13 protein-coding genes and 1 pseudogene are annotated in these 20,775 nt (G+C 67.1%); 6 read left to right on the top strand and 8 right to left on the bottom strand.

Features of this window, described 5'->3' with window-relative positions:
• Positions 1-190: 190 nt before the first annotated feature.
• Positions 191-2,863, bottom strand: a pseudogene (locus tag H7A87_RS03170) (PAS domain S-box protein).
• Between the two features lie 455 nt (positions 2,864-3,318).
• Here H7A87_RS03170 and H7A87_RS03165 point away from each other — a divergent pair.
• Positions 3,319-6,198 carry a pitrilysin family protein gene (locus H7A87_RS03165; protein ID WP_119129542.1) on the top strand — a complete coding sequence of 960 codons (2,880 nt, stop codon included), beginning with the start codon at positions 3,319-3,321 and terminating at the stop codon, positions 6,196-6,198.
• 314 nt (positions 6,199-6,512) lie between these two features.
• Entirely contained in the window at positions 6,513-7,460 is a 948-nt protein-coding gene (locus H7A87_RS03160) for a GAF domain-containing protein (protein WP_119129541.1), read from the top strand.
• A gap of 937 nt (positions 7,461-8,397) precedes the next feature.
• Here H7A87_RS03160 and H7A87_RS03155 read toward each other — a convergent pair.
• Together H7A87_RS03155 and H7A87_RS03150 are read right to left on the bottom strand one after the other, a co-directional pair.
• Entirely contained in the window at positions 8,398-9,414 is a 1,017-nt protein-coding gene (locus tag H7A87_RS03155; protein ID WP_180496879.1) for a hypothetical protein, read from the bottom strand.
• A gap of 275 nt (positions 9,415-9,689) precedes the next feature.
• Positions 9,690-10,442 (bottom strand): DNA-formamidopyrimidine glycosylase family protein, encoded by a 753-nt coding sequence (locus H7A87_RS03150; RefSeq protein WP_104649252.1) that lies wholly within the window; start codon positions 10,440-10,442, stop codon positions 9,690-9,692.
• A 107-nt stretch (positions 10,443-10,549) separates the two neighbouring features.
• On the opposite strand from H7A87_RS03150, the gene H7A87_RS03145 reads away from it, so the two are divergent.
• Together H7A87_RS03145 and treA are read left to right on the top strand one after the other, a co-directional pair.
• Positions 10,550-11,332 (top strand): DUF72 domain-containing protein, encoded by a 783-nt coding sequence (locus H7A87_RS03145; RefSeq protein WP_119129540.1) that lies wholly within the window; start codon positions 10,550-10,552, stop codon positions 11,330-11,332.
• A 469-nt stretch (positions 11,333-11,801) separates the two neighbouring features.
• Positions 11,802-13,475, top strand: coding sequence for an alpha,alpha-trehalase TreA (gene treA / locus H7A87_RS03140; protein ID WP_115675961.1), 1,674 nt, complete (start codon positions 11,802-11,804; stop codon positions 13,473-13,475).
• Between the two features lie 147 nt (positions 13,476-13,622).
• On the opposite strand, the gene H7A87_RS03135 is transcribed toward treA, so the two are convergent.
• Together H7A87_RS03135 and H7A87_RS03130 are read right to left on the bottom strand one after the other, a co-directional pair.
• The gene (locus tag H7A87_RS03135) at positions 13,623-14,582 is read right to left on the bottom strand and encodes an arabinan endo-1,5-alpha-L-arabinosidase (RefSeq protein WP_119129539.1); all 960 of its coding nucleotides are present in this window, start codon (positions 14,580-14,582) and stop codon (positions 13,623-13,625) included.
• Positions 14,583-14,673: 91 nt separating this feature from the next.
• The gene (locus H7A87_RS03130; RefSeq protein ID WP_126942928.1) at positions 14,674-14,886 is read right to left on the bottom strand and encodes a hypothetical protein; all 213 of its coding nucleotides are present in this window, start codon (positions 14,884-14,886) and stop codon (positions 14,674-14,676) included.
• 230 nt (positions 14,887-15,116) lie between these two features.
• Here H7A87_RS03130 and H7A87_RS03125 point away from each other — a divergent pair, with 230 nt between their 5' ends.
• Positions 15,117-15,812 carry an AIM24 family protein gene (locus H7A87_RS03125; RefSeq protein ID WP_039523320.1) on the top strand — a complete coding sequence of 232 codons (696 nt, stop codon included), beginning with the start codon at positions 15,117-15,119 and terminating at the stop codon, positions 15,810-15,812.
• Positions 15,813-16,529: 717 nt separating this feature from the next.
• Here H7A87_RS03125 and H7A87_RS03120 read toward each other — a convergent pair.
• The 3 genes from H7A87_RS03120 to H7A87_RS03110 form a co-directional block, all read right to left on the bottom strand.
• Complete coding sequence (locus H7A87_RS03120) at positions 16,530-17,441, bottom strand: CorA family divalent cation transporter (RefSeq protein ID WP_104649256.1); 912 nt, start codon at positions 17,439-17,441, stop codon at positions 16,530-16,532.
• 187 nt (positions 17,442-17,628) lie between these two features.
• Positions 17,629-19,005 (bottom strand): D-serine/D-alanine/glycine transporter, encoded by a 1,377-nt coding sequence (cycA, locus tag H7A87_RS03115; protein ID WP_115675957.1) that lies wholly within the window; start codon positions 19,003-19,005, stop codon positions 17,629-17,631.
• Between the two features lie 327 nt (positions 19,006-19,332).
• Positions 19,333-19,548 carry a hypothetical protein gene (locus H7A87_RS03110; protein ID WP_104649258.1) on the bottom strand — a complete coding sequence of 72 codons (216 nt, stop codon included), beginning with the start codon at positions 19,546-19,548 and terminating at the stop codon, positions 19,333-19,335.
• A 410-nt stretch (positions 19,549-19,958) separates the two neighbouring features.
• On the opposite strand from H7A87_RS03110, the gene H7A87_RS03105 reads away from it, so the two are divergent.
• A complete protein-coding gene (locus tag H7A87_RS03105; RefSeq protein WP_119129538.1) occupies positions 19,959-20,759 on the top strand; it encodes a transporter substrate-binding domain-containing protein in 801 nt (266 codons plus the stop codon).
• Positions 20,760-20,775: the final 16 nt, after the last annotated feature.

Genomic DNA, 20,775 nt, shown 5'->3' with positions numbered 1-20,775 from the left:
CAACGCGCATTTCTGATTGACGCGACTTTATGGGCAGGGCATGCCCTCATCCGCCCTTCGGGCACCTTCTCCCAGAGGGAGAAGGGAGTGTTCGTGGTTGATGCAGCTTTGCGGGTCGGCCGTGCCCTCATCCGCCCTGCGGGCACCTTTTCCCGGAGGGGGAGAAGGCAATAGTGCTGGATGCATTGCGTCAGCGCGAGGCGTCGCGTCCGGTGGGGGTGGTGGCGTTGCCGCAGCGGGCGCGTTTGGCGGCGTACATCGCTTCGTCTGCCGCATGCATCAGGCTGGCAGCGTCGGCGTGCTGGCCGTGTTGCCAGGCGACGCCGATGCTTGGGTGGATCGGCAGATGCTGCTCCCCGAACACGGCGCCCGCTGCGGCCGCGGTGCGAATCCGTTCTGCCATTGCGGCGCATTCGGTCTGCGGATCCTGCAGGTCGTCCAGCAACACCACGAACTCGTCGCCGGCCAGGCGTGCCACCAGATAGCGGCTGCCTGCGGCCTGCTGCAGGCAGCGGCCGAAGGCGACCAGCACTGCGTCGCCGGCACGGTGGCCATGGACGTCGTTGATGCGTTTGAAGCCGTCCAGGTCCAGGAACATCACCGCGACCGCGCACTGCTGCTGTTGCGCCTGGGTCACCGCGACCTGCAGCGCCTCGGACCAGGCGTGGCGATTCGGCAGGCCGGTCAGGGCATCGCGGGTGGCGCGTTCGTGCATCAGCCGGTGCAGGGACTTGTGCGCAGTGACATCGTGCGCCATCAGGAAAAATCCCTGTGCCTGCGTCGCCGTGCCCTGCATTTCCGGCACCAGGGTGATTTCCACATCGCGCGGTGTCGCGCCGCCACGCAGGACGTGTTCGAAGCTGGCCCGTTGCCCGGCGCTCACCTGCGCCAGCGCAGCGCGCGCGTCCGCACCGAGGTCCTCGCCCAGCACCTGGGTGATCGTGCAGCCGACCAGGCTGGCCGGCTCCACGCCGAGCCAGTCGCGATGCGCCTGGTTGGCGAACAGGCAGCGCTGGGCGGCATCGTAGTGCCCCACCAGGGTGGGCGTGGCATCGCTGATCGCACGCAGCCGCGCTTCGCTTTCGGCCAGGCGTTCGGCGGCGACATGGCGTTCGGTGACGTCCTGGATCTGCGAGACGAAATGCACCGGCGCGCCGCTGCTGTCGCGCACCAGCGACACCGACAGCTGCGCCCAGATCAGCGCGCCCTGCTGGCTGATGTAGCGCTTGGCCAGGCTGTAGTTGTCGCGTTTGCCGTCGATCAGCTCTTCCACCAGGCGCAGGTCCACATCCAGGTCGTCCGGATGCGTGATGGTCTGGAAGGTGGTGCGCAACAACTGCTCGCGCGGATATCCCAGGATGCTGCACAGCGACGGGTTGACGTCACGCCAGGCGCCGTCCAGCGAGACGATCGCCATGCCCTGCGGGGCGGTTTCGAACGCCCCCCTGAAGTGTTCCGCCGCCAGCTGCGCGGCGGCCTGCGCCTGCAGCTCGGCGGTGACGTCGATGGCCATGGCCAGGTAGCCGGACACCCCCTGCTGCGCGTCGTGGATGATGTTGAAGCACAGCCGTACGCGCCGCAATCCGCCGTCTTTTCGCACCAGGGTCCAGATTTCTTCTTCCAGCTGATCGCCGGCGGCGGCGGCAGCCAGCTTGAGGTAGGACGGCGGCGACAACGCCAGCGTGGCCATGTGCCGCTCCAGCTCGGCCGGCAGATGGAACTGCGCCGGGCAGCTGCCCACCACCTCGTCCGCCGCGTAGCCCAGCAGGCGTTCGGCACCGGGATTGAACAATTCGATGCGCCCGTTCGGGTCGAACGCGATGATCGCCACATCCTGCGAAGCGTCCACCAGCGACTGCAGGCGTGCGCGCTCGCCCGCCAAGGCAGCCGAGGCATCGCGCAGTTGGGTGATGTCATGCATCACGCACACGGCACCCAGGGCAACGCCCTGGTCGCTGACCACCGGATCGGCATTGCACAGCACGCTGCGTGCCGGCTGGCCGGTGGAGCGGATCACCATCTCGGCATTGCGCACGTGCTCGCCGGCCCAGGCGCGCACCAGCGGAATGGCCTCGGTGGGCAGCAGCGCACTGCCGTCGGCAGTGTAGAGGTCGAAGTGCTGCGCCCATTGCGACGGCGGCAACAGGCGCGGATCGGTGCCGTGCCATTGCCGCGCGGCGTGGTTGAACTCATGCAGCAGCCCGTCGCTGTCGCAGGACACCACGCCATCGGGCATGGCTTCCAGCAGGCGGCTCAGGGTCTGCCGCTGCGCTTGCGCGGCCAGCCGGTCGCGGCGCGCCTCCAGTTGGCTGACCGCCTGACGCGCCAGACGGATCAGGCCTTGCTTCTGGCTCTCGTCGAGCAGGCGCGACTGGGTGCTGAGCGTACACAGGGTGCCGTAGGCATAGCCTTCGCGGCCGATCAGCGGCACGCCCACATACGAGCGCACCCCTGGCGCGGCGGTGACCAGCGGGTTGCGCGCAAAACGCGCATCGGCCACGGCATCGGGCACTTCCAGCAGCTCGGTCCCCATCACCGTATAGGAACAGAACGACATGGCGCGCGGGGTGCCTTCCAGATCGGTGCCGCAACGTGCCTTGAACCACTGGCGGTCGGCGTCCAGCAGCGACACCAGCGCCATCGGGGCGCCGGTGATGTGTGCAGCCAGCCAGGCGATATCGTCGAACTCGGCCTCCGGCTCGGTGTCCAGCACCCCCAACCGACGTACCGCCTCCACGCGCAAGGCGTCGTCGGCGGGAACGGGCACGGGCGGCAACAGGACAGTCATGGCGTGGTCGGCAGGTCAGGTCTGGGCAAGGTAGGTCGCCCCAGGTAACGGCGAAGCGACGGGCAACTTGAGCATGTGCGGCCGGGCCTGCTTGATGGCTGGTCAGCGCGCGGTCGCCGTGCCCGCCGGCCGATCCGCTGGCATCTGAATGTCGCAAGGCTTCGCTGCTCGGCCCGGTGCACTTGCCGTGCCCGCCGGCCGATCCGCTGGCATCTGAATGTCGCAAGGCTTCGCTGCTCGGCCCGGTGCACTTGCCGTGCCTGCGCAATCGACCGCACCCGGCGGGGGAGCGAATGACCCAGGCCACCTGCACGCGCCTTGCCGTCAGGCCCGGTGTGGGATCGGGGGGCCGCTCCGGCACGCCCGAAGGTGCCCGGTCCGACCGCCGCGCCCTGGCCGACGCCCGAGCCGGCCTCGTTCACCTGCCGCCCTGCCGGCACCCGCACATGCCCCCCCCCTGCCGGACAGCATTTGCGACGCCGCCAGCCAGCCACTACCCTCGGCCGATTGTCTTGCCCCTGGAGTGTCACATGCTGCGTCCGCTGTCCCTGTTGATCGCCGGTGTGCTCGGCGCCGCTGCCGGTCCCGTTGCCCCCGCCGTCGCCGCCGCCCCGGCCAGCCTGTCCAAGCCTGCGGCCAGCAGTGCCATCCCCGAGATCGGCTACACCCGCTTCACCCTGCCCAACGGCCTGACCGTGGTGGTGCACGAAGACCACAAGGCGCCGGTGGTGGCGGTGAGCATCTGGTACCACATCGGTTCCGGTGACGAGCCGGCCGGCAAGACCGGCTTTGCGCACCTGTTCGAGCACCTGATGTTCTCCGGCTCGGAAAACAACAAGGGCAGCTTCTTTGCGCCGCTGGAAAAGGTCGGCACCACCGACATGAACGGCACCACCTGGTTCGACCGCACCAACTACTTCGAGACCGTGCCGACCACTGCGCTGGACACCGCGCTGTGGCTGGAATCGGACCGCATGGGCCACCTGCTTGGCGCGATCGGCCAGGAAGAACTCGACACCCAGCGCGGCGTGGTGCAGAACGAGAAGCGCCAGGGCGAGAACCGCCCCTACGGCCGCGTGGACCAGAACATCCTGTCCAACCTGTTCCCGGCCAACCATCCGTACCAGCACGACACCATCGGCTCGATGGAAGACCTGGACGCGGCCTCGCTGGCCGACGTCAAACAGTGGTTCAACGACAACTACGGCGCCGCCAACACCACCCTGGTGCTGGCCGGCGACATCACCGTGGCGCAGGCACGCGCCAAGGCGCTGCAGTACTTCGGCGACATTCCGTCCGGCAAGCCGGTGGCACGCCAGCAGCCGTGGGTGACCCCGCTGGCCGCGCAGAAGCGTGGCGTGCAGCACGACCACGTCTCGCAGCCGCGCATCTACCGCACCTGGGTGGCGCCGCAACTGGGCAGCGATGCGGCGATCCAGCTGGATCTGGCCACCACCGTGCTCGGCGGCGGCAAGACCTCGCGGCTGTATCAGCGCCTGGTCTATCAGGACAATCTGGTCGATGACGTGTCCGCGGCGATCCAGCCGTTCGCGCTGTCCAGCCAGGTGCAGATCCAGGCCGACGTGAAGGACGGCGTGGACCCGGCCAAGGTGGAGGCGATCATCGACGAGGAACTCAGGAAGTTCATCGCCCAGGGCCCGACCGCCGACGAACTGCAGCGCGCGCAGGTGGCCTACCGCGCCGGCTTCGTGCGCGGGCTGGAAAAGGTCGGCGGCTTCGGTGGCAAGGCGGTGATCCTGGCCGAGGGCCAGGTCTATCGCGGCGACCCGGGCGCCTACAAGCAGGATCTGCAGCGCGGCCAGGCCGCCACCGTGGACAGCGTCAAGCAGACAGCCGCCACCTGGTTCGGCAAGGGCGACTACCTGCTCACCGTGCTGCCGGCCGGCAAGGGCTTCGACCCCGCCGCCGAAGACAAGGCGGTGGTCGCACGTGGCGCCGAACCCGGCAAGCCGGCGCCCAAGCTGCCGGCCGCCGGCAAGTACAACGTCACCGCCTCCACGCTGGACCGCGGCAAGGGCGTGCCGCAGACCAGCCAGTTCCCCGAGCTGAGCTTCCCGCAATTGCAGCGCGGCAAGTTGAAGAACGGCATCGAGGTGATCCTGGCCGAGCGCCACACCATCCCGGTCACCCAGGTGGACCTGCTGTTCGATGCCGGTTATGCGGCCGACCAGGGCAACAAGCTCGGTACCGCCAGCTTCAGCGCCGCGCTGATGAACGAGAGCACCGCGGCGCTGGATTCGGTGGAAGTGGCGCAGCGTCGCCAGCGCCTGGGCGCGATCACCGCGGTCGGCTGCGACCTGGACAGCTGCAGCGCCTCGCTGGATGCGCTCAACGACCAGCTGCAGCCGTCGCTGCAATTGTTCTCCGACATCGTGCGCAACCCGGCCTTCAAGGCTGCCGACATCGAGCGCATCCGCGGCCAGTGGCTGGCCGGCATTGCGCAGGAAAAGACCCAGCCCAACAGCCTGGCGCTGCGTGCGCTGCCGCCGTTGCTGTTCGGCCAGAACCACCCCTACGGCATCCCGCTCACCGGCAGCGGCACCGAGGCGGCGATCAAGAGCCTCAACGCCCAGGACCTGCAGGCCTTCCACCGCCAGTGGCTGCGTCCGGACAACCTGCGCATCCTGGTGGCCGGCGACACCACGCTGGCGCAGATCATCCCGCAGCTCGATGCCGCCTTCGGCGACTGGAAGGCGCCGGCCACGCCCCTGCCGAAGAAGAACCTGGTCAACGTCGCCGCACAGCCCAAGCCGCGCGTGTACCTGATCAACCGGCCGGATGCGCCGCAGTCGGTGATCCTGGCCGGCCTGCTCGCACCGTCCACCAAGGCGCCGGACAACCTGGCGATCGGCGTGGCCAACGGTGCCTTCGGCGGCACCTTCACCTCGCGCCTGAACATGAACCTGCGCGAGAACAAGCGCTGGGCCTACGGCGCCGGTACCCGCATGCTGGATGCGCAGGGCCAGCGGCCGTACATGTTCTCCGCGCCGGTGCAGACCGACAAGACCGCCGAGTCGGCCAACGAGATCCTCAAGGAAGCCAGCGCGGTCATCGGCGACAAGCCGCTGACCTCCGACGAGATCGAGAAGATCAAGAACCAGCGCATCCGCGCCCTGCCCGGCAGCTTCGAAACCACCGGCGCGGTGCTGGGTGCGATCGAGGGCATCGTGCAGTTCGACCGCCCCGACGATTACGTGCAGACGCTCAAGCCGCGCCTGGAAGCGATCGACCAGCCGGCCGCGCAGGCCGCCATCAAGGAAATCATCGCCCCCAATGCGATGACCTGGGTGATCGTGGGCGACCTGAAGAAGATCGAGGCCCCGGTGCGGGCGCTCAAGCTGGGTGAGGTGCAGGTGCTGGACGTGGACGGCAAGCCGGTCAAGCGCTGAGGCTGGTCAGTCGCACACCGACGGCGCGGCCTGCGAGCCGCGCCGTCGCCAGGTGCGCGGTACGCAATGGCGTGTGTGCGTCTCAGTACCCGGCTCCTGCGCGCAAGACGCAGGCATCCCACGCGGGCTGGCAAGCTGGCCCCCGGCGCTTCAGCCCGCCGGTTCCTGCTTCCTCGCCTGCGCAGTGCGACATGGATGCGGATCCGGATCCGCCCGTGAGGTCACGCCAGGGCGCGTGGCCGATATCCACGCCGCGTTATCGGCAGCGCCGGTATCGTGGCATCTTTCTCGTTCGCGCTTGCCCGGCTTATTCGATGAAGCACATGCCCCCGGCTGACGAAGCCTCTCGCCAACAGGTTCTGGACGGCTATCGCATCGTCGACAGCCTGCCCGAGGACACCTACCAAGACATCGTGCAGGTGGCGGCCTCGCTGTGCGACACACCGATCGCCCTGATGTCGCTGGTCGACCGTGACCGCCAATGGTTCAAGGCCCAGCTCGGCCTGGGCATGCAGCAGACCGACCGCAGCCAGGCGGTGTGCGATCACGCCATCCGCAGCCCAGAGCAACTGATGGAAGTGCCCGACCTCACCCAGGACAGCCGCTTTGCGGACGTCTCGGTCGTCACCGGCGAGACCGGTGCGCGCTTCTATGCCGGCATGCCGCTGGTCACCTCCGACGGCGTGGCCCTGGGCACGGTCTGCGTGCTCGACACCGAACCCCGCACGCTCACCGACATGCAACGCACCGGGCTGCAGGCATTGGCACGCGTCACCATGCGCCTGCTGGACGAGCGCAAGCGCGAGTTGCAACTCGAGCGCGAAGCGATCCTGCAGCCGGTGGCACCGGTTGCCGCCCCGGCGGCCGCCGACACAGGCTATTACCTGGTGATCCTGGAAGTGCAGGAACTGGCCGCGCTGGCCGAAAAACAAAGCGAGCGGCTGCTGGGCCGCGCCTTGCAACAGCTGGACCAGGCCCTGGCAGCGCAGGCACAAGCCGACGGCGACAGCGTGGACCGGGTGACCGACAGTGCCGAATTCATCGCCGTGCTGCGCGGCGCAGATGCCGACCAGAAGCTGCAGCGCCTGCGTGATATCGCCCACCAACAGCATGCCCACGGCCTGACGGTGCTGATCGGCCAGGCGCAGGCAACCCGCGGCGACGAGCCGATCGGCCAGGTGTTTTTGCGAGCGGAAGTCGCGCTGAGCGCGGAAAAGGACCGGTACCGTCAGAGCCTGGCGCAGGACGGACTCAGCGCCTGATGTAGCGCGGGCGACAGTCCGGCTGCCGGCTGATCCGCCGTTTCATAGACGTGCCCTCACACCTTCCGCTGCGCGCCTCCAACCGCGCTTGCGGCGCGGGCGCTCCAAGGCACACGCGCCCTCGCCGCGAAAGCCGTGCCTTCTCGCCCCGGCGGGTGGGGGGTCTAGTCGCGATATCTGACGAAGACTGCCTACTTCTTCAATTACTGCCTTACTGCTTCAATTCCTGTCGGGACACTTCCCTTCTTCCACCGGGAGAAGGTGGCGCGCAGCGCCGGATGAGGATGCGGTTGCTACGCGCTGGTGCGGCGCGCTTGGCGTGCAAGCTTTCATAGCTCCTGGCTGTCTCCGACCACACCACCTTCCTCACTCGTCCACTTCCACTTCGCGCGGCGACCAGGTGATTGAGCGGTGTGGGTGAGTCGGTTGCAGAGCCGCGGATCTGCGGTTTGGCTGCAGAGTCCTTGCCCGCCCACCATCGCAGGACACGCCGCAAGTACATCCTTGTAGGCTTTTACGCGGCATCCATGCCGCGTAAGGTCCCGCGACGGTAGGCGGGCAAGGACCAGCCGGGATGGTCGGTGCATGGTAAGAGCGGTGCCGGATACGTCTTGTTCGATCATCGAAGCATCGGCTCCAGGTCTGATGCACACCGCACGACAGACAGCTTTTCGAACGAGCGCCGACCGACTGTCTGGTGCGGTGCCCTCGCCGGTTGCGGGACCGTGTGGCGGCATGAATGCCGCCACCGAGCCCCCAGGGACGGGTTCACGGCGTGTCCCGCAAGCGGTGAGGGCGCCGCGCACGCGACTCACCGAGCTGTTGACTACACCCAGATACCGCGACGCCCTGACATTCAGTCGTCTTGTCAGCAGCGTTCTAAAGGTGCTGCCAGCCACCTACAGCGCAGCGCAGGCAAACGCGCTCCCCGAACCACTCACCCGATCGCGCACTGCTTCAACTGGCGGTCCGCATACCACAGCGCGCGGCGGGCCAGGTCGTAGGCGCTATCGGCCTGGCGCGGCAGCATCTGCGCGGCCATCACCGGGTCGGCGCCATTGTTCAAGGCGTGTTCGGCGCGTTCCAGGTCGCCCAGATGCGTACGCACCGGCGACAACAGGGATTTGCGCTTGGACGCATCGCAGCGCGCGCTGCGTTGTTCCAGCGCTGCCAGCGCCTCGCGGATACGGCGGCTGGCTTCGCCCTTGAGGTCGGGCGGCGTCTCGTGCGCGATCGGCGCGGCCTTGTAGGCATCGCCGGTCGCTTCGCTGCCCATCTCGGCCTGGTTACCGGCCAACGCGGGGTTGAAGCGCACATCCGGCGGTGGCCGCGCCTTGGCCACCTGCGTCTGCGGCCCGTTGAGCATGTCGTTGAACTTCTTCATGCCGCGATTCATTTCCTGCATCGCCACATCGCCCAGCGTGCCGTCGCTCTTCCAGTCCTTGGCAAAGCGCGTGTCCTGGTACTGCACCGGATTGACCCGTTCCATCACGTTGCGCGCCTTGGCCTGCGCGCGTTCGTCGGTCATGCCCGGCGGCGCTGCACCGGGCTGCGCCATCGGGTCGACCTGCGCGTCACGCGGCATGCGCAAGCGGCCTTGCCCGGTGTAGAGCTGGGCCGCCATCGACTCGCCAGCCGGCGCATTGGCGGCCGCCACCTGCCGCTGCGGCGGCGGGGTGCGTGTCGGTGGTGGCGCAGTGCGGGCGGATGAGGCCGCGGCCGGCGCAGCGCGTGGTGTGGGTTGGCGTTGCGGCGGCGGCGTCGCCGGCGCCGGCACCGGCAGCGTCAATTGCGGACGCGGCACGAAATACACCTGCAAACTGTCGTCGCGTCGCACCGGGTCGCGCGGCGGCGGCATGTACAGCAACAGACAGGCAAGAAAGAACAGGATGGCGCCCGTGCATGCGACAGCAGCGACATGCGGGACAAGCGTTTCCTTCCTGCGGGTAATCACAATGCGGGAGACCGATGAGATGGGAGATGCGTGCGCGCACCGTGAACCCGGTGCAGGATGCGCAAATCTAGCGGGCGCGGCGCCAGCGCGCGTTTGAAATTCGTTGTTTGGGCGGCAAACGCCAGCCGCCATTCACATTGGCAAGCACGACGGGTCGTTACGGCGCCTGCCAACGGCCTCAGCCACTGCCCCAACGGCATGCATCCTTCCTGCCGTGCACCGGGCGCACGCCCATCGCGACCGACCACGCACGCCGGGCGCAGGACGTACCCGCCTCAGCCGTCCTCCGAGCGGTACAGCCGCTGGCAGACCTCGCAGAAGAATGCCCGCCGCCCGGCCTTGCCCAGGTGCTTGCGATACTGCAACGGCGCGCCATCGCGCGGGCAGCTGGTTTTGGTATGCACCTGGTAATGCTTCTTCAACACGAAGGCTTTTTTCCAGGTGTAGAAATCGAAACTGTACGCGCGCGCCTGGGTGACCAGCTCGCCAAGCTTGCGCGCCGGCAACGCGCCCACCGGGCTTTCCGGATGCACACGGATGCGATGCAGCACTTCGTTCTTGATGATGTTGCCGACGCCGGCAAAGATGTCCTGGTCCAGCAATGCATCAGCGGCGAGCATGCCCGGTGCGGCGCGCAACTTGCGCCGTGCCTGCGCGCCATCCCAGTGCGGGTTCATGACATCGGCCGTCCAGTCGTAGACCTCATCCAGCGGGCGCTCGATGAACTGCACCGAGCAGGCGTAGAAATTCAGGCGCTGGCCCTTGGAAAATTCCAGACACAGGCGCGGCACCGCATTCGGCTTGTCTTCGTCGATGCGATAACTGCCGAACAACAGGAAGTGGATGCGCACGCTGAACTGCGCGCACTCGATCAGGAAGTGCTTGCCCCAGCTGCGTAACGCCAACACCTTCTGCTGCCCCAGCCGCGCGATGTCCTGCTTGCTGTTGCCGGACACGCGCAGGATCTTGCGACCGACAAACGCCTCGGTCTGTTCGCGCAGGATGACAAGGGAGGGGCCTTCTGGCATGTGCCCAGTATCGAAGTCGTTGGTGAGTCGCCCGTGAGCGCGGTGCACACGCGGCGCTGACGCGCGCGCATGCATAGAGTGCTGCCCACTGGCCTTGCGCACACCCTATGCAAGCTCGTTCATCCGTCGCCCTGCCGCGCGTGCGCTGTGGCTGCGCGGGCTGGTCGATCCCGGCCGCCGACCGCGCCGCATTCGGCGATGGCACCAGCGTCTTGCAGCGCTATGCCACACGTTTTGATGCGGTGGAAATCAACTCCTCGTTCCATCGCCCGCACCGTGCCGGGACCTATGCACGCTGGGCCGACAGCGTGCCGCAGGATTTCCGCTTTTCGGTCAAGCTGCCGCGCAGCATCAGCCACGATGCACGCCTGCAGGGCACCGGCCCATTGCTGGATGCATTCCTCGCCCAGGCCGGCGCGCTGGGCACGCGACTGGGCTGCCTGCTGCTGCAACTGCCGCCCAGCGCCGTCTTCGATGCGGCAGTGGCGGCCAGGTTTTTCGCAATGCTGCGGCGGCGCTGGGACGGCGGCGTGGTCTGCGAACCGCGCCATGCCAGCTGGTTCCTGCCGCAGGCACAGGCGCTGCTGGCGCGCCACCGCATCGCACGCTGCGCCGCCGACCCGGCACCGGTGCCGGACGCCGCCACACCGGGGACGACAGCCGGCCCGCAGTACTGGCGCTGGCATGGCGCACCACGCATTTACTACAGCAGCTACGACGACAGTGCGCTGCAGGCACTGGCCGACGCGGTGCGCAACCCTGCGCACGATGCGGCGCATCCACAGGCAGAACGCTGGGTGATCTTCGACAACACTGCCGCCGGACTGGCGGTGCCCAACGCGCTGCACCTGCAACGTTTGCTGCATACCGATCGCCGGCGCCCACGCTGACGCAAGGACACTAAGGTGCGCCTGGACCACACGAAGACGGCAGGCCGCCTGGCGTGACCCGGCCTGCCACCGGTGCATCCCGGTGCGTCCACGCCGCCGCCATTCGCCGGGCGCGCCAGGCCGCCTGACGCCCGCCATTGCCCACGCGCACCGGCTGCCGTGCACGGGCAGTGCCGCCCTGCCCGTCGCTCACTCCGCTGCGCACCCGCCGCACGCTGTGGCGCGCATCTTGCAGCAATGTCGGCAATCCGACACGGCCTGGACGCGGCTCAAGCTGCCTCGATCCGGGCCGATAGGCCTGAATCGGCAAGGCAACCGGCGCAACCACCTGCAGTCCCGCGCCCGATCGCCTTGCTGAATCCTGTCGTCTCCGTGCGAAGTCTGTCGGCCTGCCGACCCCCTCGTCCGGCCCCGCCCGCCACTTCGGTCGTTTACCATGCCGCACGTCACTGCCCGTTCTGGAGATGCCATGAGTTCTGCCGCGCCCCCGTGCTGCACGTCGCTGCTTGGCCTGTCGCTGAGCATGTTCGTGGCGCCCTGCACGCTGACCGCCGCGCCGATGGACACTCCGGTCGTCAACGCCCCGGCGGCCACCCCGCCCACGCCCGACCTGGCCTACCCGGAACTGTTCCAGGCGGTGCAGCGCGGCGAGCTGTTCGACGACCAGAAGCACTTCGTCGACTTTCTGCCGCTGCGCGACCCGGCGCTGATCAACGCCGACTATCTGGCGCAGCACGACCACCCCGGCTTTGACCTGCGCAAGTTCGTGGATGCCAATTTCGAAGAGTCGCCGCCGGTGCAGACCGACGCGATCCGCCAGGACACCGCGCTGCGCGAACACATCGACGAACTGTGGCCCAAGCTGGTGCGCAGCCAGACCCACGTGCCGCCGTACAGCAGCCTGCTGGCGCTGCCATATCCGTACGTGGTGCCGGGCGGGCGTTTCCGCGAGGTGTACTACTGGGATTCCTACTTCACCATGCTCGGCCTGGTGAAGAGCGGGCAGACCACGCTCAGCCGCCAGATGCTGGACAACTTCGCCTACCTGATCGACACCTACGGGCATATCCCCAACGGCAACCGCAGCTATTACCTGAGCCGTTCGCAGCCGCCGTTCTTCTCCTACATGGTGGAACTGCAGGCCGGCGTGGAAGGCGAAGCGGTCTACCAGCGCTACCTGCCGCAGCTGCAGAAGGAATACGCCTACTGGATGCAGGGCAGCGACGGCCTGCAGCCTGGCCAGGCCGCGCGCCATGTGGTGCGCCTGGCCGACGGCAGCCTGCTCAACCGCTACTGGGACGAGCGCGACACCCCACGCCCGGAAGCCTGGCTGCACGACACCCGCACCGCCGCCGAGGCCGGCGACCGCCCGGCCGCCGAGGTCTACCGCGACCTGCGCGCCGGTGCCGAGAGCGGCTGGGACTACACCAGCCGCTGGCTGGCCGATGGGCAGAACCTGCGCACCATCCGCACCACCGCGATCGTGCCGATCGACCTGAACAGCCTGCTGTACCACCTGGAGCGCACGCTGGCCCAGGCCTGCGCGCAGCCCGGCGCCGAATGCACGCAGGACTACGCGGCGCTGGCACTGCAACGCAAGCAGGCCATCGATGCGCATCTGTGGAACGCGGCCGGCTACTACGCCGACTACGACTGGCAGGCGCGCAAGCTCAGCGACCAGGTCACCGCTGCGGCGCTGTATCCGCTGTTCACCGGCCTGGCGACCGACGCGCATGCCAAACGCACCGCCAGCACCGTGCGTGCGCGCCTGCTGCGCCCCGGTGGCCTGGCCACCACCGCAGTGAAGACCGGCCAGCAGTGGGACGAGCCCAATGGCTGGGCGCCGCTGCAATGGGTGGCGGTGGACGGCCTGCGCCGTTATGGCGAAGACGCGCTGGCGCGCACCATCGGCGAGCGCTTCCTCACCCAGGTGCAGGCGCTGTTCGCGCGCGAGCACAAGCTGGTCGAAAAATACGGGCTGGAAGCCGATGCGGCCGGCGGCGGCGGTGGCGAATACGCGCTGCAGGACGGCTTCGGCTGGACCAACGGCGTCACCTTGATGCTGTTGAACCTGTATCCGGACACGGCGACCAAGCCGGCGCCTGTCAAACGCGTGCGCAAGCCCGAAGCGGCCACGCGCTGAATGTGCACCAGCGCTGCCGGGCAGTGCCCGGCATCCGCTGGCGGCATCGCATGTCGATCAGTCGGCAGCGCCGGCCGATCACTCCGACACGCATCGCCGGATCGTTGCGTCATTGCAAGGCGCCGCAGCGTGCTCCATTGACTGCTGCTACTGCACCACCGGCCATGCACTGCTGTCGTACCCCAGCCGGTTGATGCCCAGGCGCGCATCGCCGCGGTCGTCGTAGTAGTGGTAGACCAGGATGTCGCCGTCGCCATCGCGGAACACCGATTGCCCGCCCGGCCCATGCATGCTGCCCAAGCCGGACTGGATCACCGTGCCGCCGCCGTTGCGCATGTCCACACCGGCGCGATCCAGATACGGCCCGGTCACCGAACGCGCACGCCCCACCGCAATCTTGTAGGTGCTGCTGGCGCCCTTGCAGCACGCATCGAACGACACGAACAGGTAGTACCAGCCATTGGCCTGCTGGATGAAAGGCGCCTCCACCGCGCCCGGGGACGGCCGGCTTGCCAGGCTGTAGCGCGTCGTGTTGCCGGACAGCTGCTTGCCGGTGCCGGGATCGAGCTGGATCAGCTTGATGCCCGACCAGAACGAGCCAAACGCCAGCCACCACTTGCCATTGCCATCCACCACCAGATTGCCGTCGATGGCGTTGTAGTCGTCGCTGCTCTTGGACGTATAGACGATGCCTTGATCCTTCCACGAGCCAGGCTTGCCGGTGCTGCTGCTGGCAAGCGCAATCGCCGAGGTATTGGTGGCGAATCTTGAGGCGGTGTAATACATCAGATACTTGCCGCCATGGAAGGACACATCCGGCGCCCACAGCTGGTTGTCCGGGTTGTAGCTGCGCACCCAGCTCGGCATGCTGCTGAAGATCGCGCCCGCATTGCTGAACTTGGTCCGGTCGGTACTGGTGACCACGCCGGTGGTGGCATAGATGTAGTACCGCCCGTCGCTCAGCTTGAGCACCGACGGATCGTGCACGATGGTGTCGCCGCTCACCACACCCGGCCCCACGGCCGCGTGCGCGGGTGCGCTGTGCAAGCCAGCGGCAGCAGCGGCCAGGGCCAACAACGACGCGATCGCGCCACCACGCAGCGACATTCCAGACCAGCCCCCTTCCACTCGACTACCACCAACAACGCGCATCGCCCCACTCCTTGAACAACGTAAAGACGTTTTCTGTAGGAGCAATCTAGCCCGGCAGCAATGCCACGAATCCGACGCCGATCTCAGAAGCACCGCGCAGGCCGAGCAGTTGTTTTATTTGCGACGTGCCTTCGTGCCGAACTGTGTAACGCAGCCGAGATTGCATACGCCGGAGCGTGGCGCGCACAGTGTCACTGCACCAGTGGCGTATCGGCGTTATCTCTTCATCGTCGTGCAGTGCGTCGATGACAACCCGCATCCATGACGCTGCAAAAAGCTACAGCACCTCCTCGCCATGACGCACAGATCCTGATGGATGGTCGCCAGCTTGTGGCTGTCATCGCGCGCGACGCGCTGACTGCGCGCCATGTGCGCCGCAACATCAGCGCGCCATCTGTGCAGACGCAAAGCGACTCGCACACCAGTACGCTTCGAAGACACCAGCCTGCCGCGTATCATGCGCACTCTTTCACGCATCGGGATGGACCCATGGCCGTACGCACGCTCAACGAATTTCTCGCCCATTCCAAGGAAAAGGATGTCAGCCCCGATCCGTTCGAACTGGAAAACCCGCACCTGCTGGAAGTGCGCCTCGACGGCATGGTGTGGTCCAAGGCCGGCGCCATGGTCGCGCGTACCGGCAACGTCAAGTTCACCCGCGAGGGACTGCTGGAACAGGGCCTGGGCAATCTGCTGAAGAAGGCCGTCAGCGGCGAAGGCATGCAGCTGATGAAGGCCGAAGGCCAGGGCCGGGTGTATCTGGCCGACCTCGGCAAGCTGGTGACCTTGCTGCGCTTGAATGGCGAGGCGATCTTCGTCAACGGCAACGACGTGCTGGCCTTCGAATCCGGTGTCGAACACAAGATCACGATGATGCGCAAGGTGGCCGGCATGCTGTCCGGCGGCCTGTTCAACGTGCGCCTGAGCGGCCACGGCATCGTGGCGATCACCTCGCACTACGAGCCGCTGACCCTGCCGGTCACCGCCGCCAGCGGCCCGGTGTTCACCGACCCCAATGCCACCGTGGCCTGGTCGGGCACGCTGAGCCCGGAGCTGGTGACCGACGTGTCGATCGGCACGCTGTTCGGCCGCGGCTCGGGCGAGAGCCTGCAGATGCGCTTTGCCGGCGAAGGCTGGGTGGTGGTGCAGCCGTACGAAGAGGCCAGCTTCCAGGCCAAGGGCTGATCCAGCCCGCCCCGTAGCAATCAGCAAGGCGCATCGCCTGGTCACACGCTACGCAGCTAGGCAGTTTTCCAGTCACGATACAGGTGCGCAGTGACAGGCTGCGCACCCCAGCCCTTTGTAGGAGCGCACCTGGGCGCGAGAGACTTACCGGTAACGCCACGTCGCGCCCAGGTGCGCTCCTACGGGTTTCGTGCATTTTGCCGCGCGATCCACAACTACCGAAGCCGCATTGGCTTGGCAGTGCGTGGTCGCGAGTCGTGCACACCAGATGATGCGCTGGCGGCACGTCGTAGGAGCGCACCCGGGCGCGAGGGCCTTACCGGTAACGCCACGTCGCGGCCGGGTGCGCTCCTACGGGTTTCCGGTAGTTTGGCGCGCGCGGCACAGCTACCGAATTGCGCTGGCTTGGCAGTGCGTGGTCGCGAGTCGTGCACACCAGATGATGCGTTGGCGGCACGTCGTAGGAGCGCACCCGGGCGCGAGGGACTTACCGGTAACGCTATGTCGCGCCCGGGTGCGCTCCTACGGGCTTCCGGTAGTTTGGCGCGCGCTGCGCAGCTACCGAATTGCGCTGGCTTGGCAGTGCGTTGTCGCGAGTCGTGCGCACCAGATGATGCGCTGGCGGCACGTCGTAGGAGCGCACCCGGGCGCGAGGGACTTACCGGTAACGCCATGTCGCGCCCGGGTGCGCTCCTACGGGCTTATGGCCCTGATGCGTTACACCCAGCCACGTTTGCGAAACCACGCCAGCGGAACCACCATACTCAGCACGATCACGCCCAGCGCCCAGTAGTAGGCATCGTGCCATTTGAGCTCGGGCATGTAGGCGAAGTTCATGCCCCAGATGCCGACCAGCACCGTTGGCGGAATGCCGACCACCGACGCCACCGCCATCACCTTCATCACGTTGTTCTGGTCCATGTTGATCATGCCCAGCACGCTGTCGAGCAGGAACTCGATGCGGTCGTCCATGTGCTGCTGGAACTCGCTCAGGGTGGTCAGGTCCTTGTGCAGCAAGCCGATGCGTTTGGCCGCATCGGCGCCGAACCAATCCGGCGCAGTGCCGTCCAGATAGGTGACCAGGCGCAGCAGTCCCTGCCCGGCATTGTGCAGGCCGCCCAGACGCCGCCCCATGCCACCGACCTGATGCAGCATGCGCTCCAGGTCCTTGGTCTTGTGCGGGTTGTCGAACACCTGGCGGGTGGTGTCGGTGACCTCGGCTTCCAGCGATTCCAGCCGGTCTGCCAGCCGCCCCACCAGCTGGTCGAAGATGCGCAGCAGCAGATCGTCGGCGCTATGGCAGGGGTCATGTTGCAGCTGCGCCGCCACTGCATCCAGCGAACCCATGTGCTGCTCGCGCAGGGTCACCAGCATGGTGGGCGACAGCGCAAAGCCCAGCGGCGCGGTCGGGCCATCGTCGTCCTGAAAGCGCGGCACGTTGAGAAACAGCACCTCGCCCTGGCGCCGCACCCGGCTGGAGAATTCGATCTCGCCGATCGCCGCGCGATCCGGCAGCGCAAACCCCACCGTGTCTGCGGCCTGCGCCAGCTCCTGCGCGCTGGCCTGGCACAGGTCGACCCAGCACCCTTGTGTGTGCTGCGTTGTGGCGATCGGGTGCGTGGTGATCATGCGGTGGGCCGTGGCGATGGATGGCGGCGAGCATCCCGTTCCATCCGATCCGCGTCAACGTCACGCGTACAACACGCTTAGCTGCCAGTGGCCTTTATCTCGGCGCCGTGCAGCCACACACGCCAAGGCCCCGCAATGCGGGGCCTTGAGGATGTCTTCGGTGGATGTGTTCGGCCCGTGCGAGCGCTCAGCCGCTGCGCGCCTGCTGCCGCTTCACCGCATAGCCGATCGCCAGGATCAGGAACCACACCGGGCTGGCCAGCAGCGCCTGGCGCGTATCGGCCTGCAAGGTCAGCAGCACGATGACGAAGGCGAAGAACGCCAGGCACACGTAGCACATCACCACGCCACCGGGCATCTTGAATGCCGAGGCCGCGTGCTGCTCGGGCCGCTTGCGCCGGTACGCGATGTACGCGCACAGGATCAACGACCACACGAACATGAAGAGCACCGCCGACAAGGTGGTGACCAGCGTGAACGCGGTGACCAGGTTGGGGATCAGATACACCAGCATCGCGCCCAGCAACAGGCACAGGCAGGAGAACAGCAGGCCACGTGCCGGCACCGCCGCACGCGAGAGCTTGGCGAAGCCCTTGGGCGCGTGCTGCTCCTCGGCCAGGCCGTAGAGCATGCGGCTGGTGGAGAAGATGCCGCTGTTGGCCGAGGAGGTGGCCGAGGTCAGCACCACGAAGTTGATCAGGCTCGCGGCCGCCGGCACCCCGGCCAGCACGAACAGCTCCACGAACGGGCTCTTGTCGGCCACCACCTGCCGCCACGGCGTCACCGCCATGATCGCGACCAGCGCCAGCACGTAGAAGATCAAAATGCGCACCGGGATCGAGTTGATCGCCTTGGGCAGGTTGCGGCGCGGGTCTGCGGTTTCCGCAGCGGTGGTGCCGACCAACTCGATGCCGACGAAGGCGAATACCGCGATCTGGAACCCGGCAAAGAACCCGCCAATGCCCATCGGGAACATGCCGCCGTCGTTCCACAGGTTCGACAGCGAGGCCACGTTGCCCGACGGCGAACGGAAGCCCCAGGCCACCAGCCCGGCGCCGGTGATGATCAGCGCGCAGATGGCGATGATCTTGATCAGCGCGAACCAGAACTCCATCTCGCCGAACAACTTGACCGTCACCAGGTTCAGGCTCAGCAGCAACAGCACGCAGAGAATGGCGGGGATCCACGGCGCCAGCCCCGGAAACCAGAACTGCGCATAGGCGGCGATCGCAATGACATCGGCGATGGCGGTGATGATCCAGCAGAACCAGTACGTCCACCCGCAGAAGAACCCCGCCCACGGCCCGAGCAGGTCGGTGGAGAAGTCGATGAACGACTTGTACTCCAGGTTGGACAGCAGCAGTTCGCCCATCGCGCGCATCACGAAGAACAGCATCGCGCCGATGATCAGATACACGAACAGGATCGACGGGCCGGCCAGGCTGATCGTCTTGCCCGAGCCCATGAACAGCCCGGTGCCGATCGCGCCACCGATGGCGATCAGCTGCAGGTGGCGATTGGAGAGACTACGTTGCAGATGATCGGGCGCGGACGGATCAGACATGGGGCACGGCACCGGCAAGTGAACAAGCCGTCAAAAATACGAGATCGCGGCAGCGCACACCAGCGGTTTGCGTCGCCGCGCCGGGTAGGCCACAGCGGGCGCCGGCGCAGGTGGCCGGCTTGCCCCACCCTGGTGCGCCAGATATCCGCGCGTTCGGCACTGCTCTCATCGAGGAATCGCAGCCCCGGCGATGCGCGCACCCCACGCCCCGAGCGTCATCGCCATTTGCCTGGCACCTGCGTATTGCAACGACCGACGCTGAAAGAATCCCGGTACCGGCCGCGCACCAGGTGACTGATCGAGCTTAGCCGCGATTACCCGCCCGTATTACCCACCCGCAAGCCCACCGCCAGCTCGGCCTGGCAAGGCCTGATCATCATCTTCTTCGAGGTCGCCCACCTCCTCGCGCAAACCGCCTTGCTGCGGCGTCTGCTCTTCCAGCGGGATCTCGTCTTCGTTGGTATCCGGATCGGGGGTGCCGTGTGCCGACAGACCGGCATTGGCGATGGTCATCGGGCGCGCAGTGCGTGGATTGAGCTGCATGGAGTGGCTCCGGTGGGTTCGAATGGAGCCCCGACAGTGCGCATCGCAGCGCTACCGCACCGTGATCCTGGGCCGGATCGTGCTGACATTGCGTTGACGTCGGCAGGCTGACGCGCGTCAACGCGGCTCATCCACTAGGCACTTGGCACTTGGCACTTGGCACTTGGCACGTGTACCTGGCACTTGCACTTGGCACGTGTACCTGGCACTTGCACTTGGCACTTTGCGACCAAAAGACAAAGGGCCATGTCTATCGCCAAGGCAGTCTGCGTGCAGACGCCGCTGCGGCCTGGCCGGCCTGGAGCGCAAGCGTTGGCGCGTCGCCTGAGATCGACTTGTCCGCTTGAGCCCTACTCGACCACGCCGTGCCGACCGCGACTATCATGGCCGCACTCCTTCGAGGCCACGCCATGCGCCATCGCATCTGCCTTGTAGTGCTGCTGAGCTGCGGCATCGCCCACGCGGCCGAGCCCGAGCCTGCCTCGCGCCTGGATGCGGTGCTGCAGTCCGGCGTGCTGCGGGTCTGCACCACCGGCGACTATCGTCCTTACTCGCTGCTGCGCGCCGACGGGCAGTTCGAAGGCAGCGATATCGCCCTGGCGCAATCGCTGGCCGGCAGCCTGGACGCGCGCGTGGAGTTCGTCCGCACCAGCTGGCCGCAACTGATGCCCGACCTGCTCGCCAACCGCTGCGACATCGCCGTCGGCGGCATTTCGGTCACCTTGCAACGGCAGCGCCAGGCCGGTTTCAGCACGATGCTGGACGTGGACGGCAAGATTCCGCTGGTGCGCTGCGCCGACCAGGCGCGCTACCGCGGCATCGCGCAACTCAATCGACCCGAGGTGCGCGTGATCGAACCACCGGGCGGCACCAACGAGGCCTTCGCACGCCACCAGTTGCCGGGCGCAAGCCTGCGCCTGTTCGCCGACAACACCACCATCTTCCAGGAGCTGCTGGCGCAGCGCGCGGACGTGATGATCACCGACGCCTCCGAAGCGCTCCACCAGCAGGCACGCCTGCCCGGCCTGTGCGCGGTCGCACCGGAGCAGCCACTGCAATACGGCGAAAAGGCCTTCCTGCTACCGCGCAACGACCACGCCTGGAAAGCCTATGTCGACCAGTGGCTGCACCTGAGCAAGGCCAGCGGCGAGTACGCGCGCATCGTTGACACCTGGCGTGCACCGCGCGAGGAATCCACGACGGCGCCGTAACGGGAATCGGGAATCG

Source organism: Xanthomonas sp. CPBF 426 (assembly GCF_903989465.1).
In the GTDB taxonomy this organism is placed as follows: domain Bacteria; phylum Pseudomonadota; class Gammaproteobacteria; order Xanthomonadales; family Xanthomonadaceae; genus Xanthomonas; species Xanthomonas euroxanthea.
Note: the sequence above shows the minus strand (reverse complement) of the source record. Positions and strands in the feature narration are given on the sequence as shown.